Origin of the sequence: Hydrogenophaga sp. (assembly GCF_030656115.1) — a bacterium.
In the GTDB taxonomy this organism is placed as follows: domain Bacteria; phylum Pseudomonadota; class Gammaproteobacteria; order Burkholderiales; family Burkholderiaceae_C; genus Hydrogenophaga.
Genome location: NZ_JAUSOO010000090.1, coordinates 1 through 1,780, shown reverse-complemented (window position 1 = coordinate 1,780; position 1,780 = coordinate 1). Strand labels below are relative to the sequence as shown.

The 1,780-nt window shown below is 67.7% G+C and carries 2 protein-coding genes and 1 pseudogene; all 3 read right to left on the bottom strand.

Features of this window, described 5'->3' with window-relative positions; all coding sequences use genetic code 11:
- The coding region (locus Q7J58_RS12340) for a citryl-CoA lyase (protein ID WP_304828260.1) at nucleotides 1–490 on the bottom strand (490 nt) is incomplete at its 3' end.
- Nucleotides 491–524: 34 nt separating this feature from the next.
- Nucleotides 525–1,364 (bottom strand): CoA ester lyase, encoded by an 840-nt coding sequence (locus Q7J58_RS12335; protein ID WP_304828257.1) that lies wholly within the window; start codon nucleotides 1,362–1,364, stop codon nucleotides 525–527.
- A pseudogene (locus Q7J58_RS12330) lies at nucleotides 1,361–1,780 on the bottom strand (MmgE/PrpD family protein); the annotation flags it as partial. The gene Q7J58_RS12335 and the pseudogene Q7J58_RS12330, both read right to left, overlap by 4 nt.

The window sequence follows — 1,780 nt, the reverse complement described above, 5'->3', positions numbered from 1 at the left end:
ACAGGCGCGGGGCGCGCGGATCGACCGGCTTGTGCAGCGGATGTCCCAGGCCGGGGATGATCTGGCCGCGGGCACGAAAGGCTGCCACGGTGTCGATGGCGATGCGCTCCAGGTCAGCCCCTTTCGTTCCGGGTGGCAGGGCCTCGTAGAGCATTTTGGCGGTGCCTTCGGTGCTGCCGACGAACACGCTGCCCAGGCCGCACAATCCGGCCGCCACTGCGGCCTGCAACGACTCGGGCGCACCGGCGTAGGTCAGTCGCGCGACCAGCGCACTGGGCGTGATGCCGTGCTCGACCAGCGTCACCGCGATGGCGTTGAAGACGTTGGACTCCTGCTGCGTTGGCATGCGCCCGACGATCTGCAAGAAGGCCATATCACCCAGGTTGAGATGGCCGAGGATTTCGTCAGGCAGACTCTTGCCGTGCACCTCGATGCGGTCGGGGGTACTCCAGGCAATGTCGGAGCGGATGGGTTTGGCTTTGCGAGTCATAAGGAATTCCAGTCGATTGGAGTGGGTTAAAAAATCAGGCGCTCAGACCCGCGTCGCGCAGCACGGCGCGCGCGCGCTGCACCACCGGCAGGTCGACCATCTGGCCGTCCACGGCCACGGCGGAACCACCCGCCGTTTCAAATGCTTTGCAGACGCGGCGCGCCCAGTCAAGCCGTTCAGGGCTCGGCGTGAACACCGCCTGGACGGTGGCCAGCTGCTTCGGGTGGATACACAGCTTGGCACCAAAGCCGAGTCGACGTGAGCGTTCGGTGTCGGCCTGCAAGCGTTGCAGGTCGTCGATGGCGGTGCTGACACCATCCACCGGCGCCGCCAGCCCGGCCAGCCGCGAAGCCAGCACCAGTTGGGAGCGGAAGGCCAGCAGCTCGATTTCCGTGCCATCGGGCGCACACTCAATGCCCAGATCCAGCGCCAGATCGACGCTGCCAAAGGCCAGCCGGATCACGCCCGGCACGCGTGCGATGCTGTCCATCTCATGCAGGCCGCGCGCCGACTCGATGATGGGCAGCACGTCCTGGTAGGTGGTCTCGACCACGGTGCAAACGGCGTCGATGCCTTCGGCCTTGGGCAGCATGATGGCGGCCACGCCGGGGTGGCGGCACAGTTCCAGGTCATCGTCAAACCAGGGCGTGCCGGCGGCGTTGATGCGCACCACCAGCGGCGCGGCCTCGTCCAGCAGCGCCGCCAGCGCCTCGCGCGCGCGCACTTTGGCCTCGGGGGCCACTGCGTCTTCCAGGTCAACAATCACCGCGTCGGCACCGCTGGCGCGCGCCTTGGCAATGCGCTCGGGCCGGTCGGCGGGCACAAAAAGATAGGCATGCGGCAAAGCCTTTGGGCCAGAGGTATGGGCTGTCATGCGCGTGCCTCCAACCAGCGGTCCATGCGCGGCGCCTCGGCCACCGCCCAGACGCGCGCGATCAGCGCCTCCATCTCGGCAGGCGTGGCCCCCTTGCCGTAGGCTGCCAGGCGCTGCGCCTTGTCTTCGATCTCGGCGCGCGTCAGTGTGTTGCCGGGGTCGCCTTTGGGCTCATCGACCCGCGCGCTCAAGCTGCGGCCATCGCGCGTCGTCACCGTCACCTTGCCGATCCAGCGCTGCGGGTAGGCCTGATCGACCTCGGCGTCGAGCTGCATGGTCACGCGGTCGCGCAAGGCGGCCACGCGCGGCGCGAGGTAATGCGCTTCAAATTCATTCAGCCCGGCAAAGCCGTATTCGGCCGCCAGCGCCAGCACCGTGCCCATCGAGAACTTGGCCTGGTGCACGGTGGCCGGCAC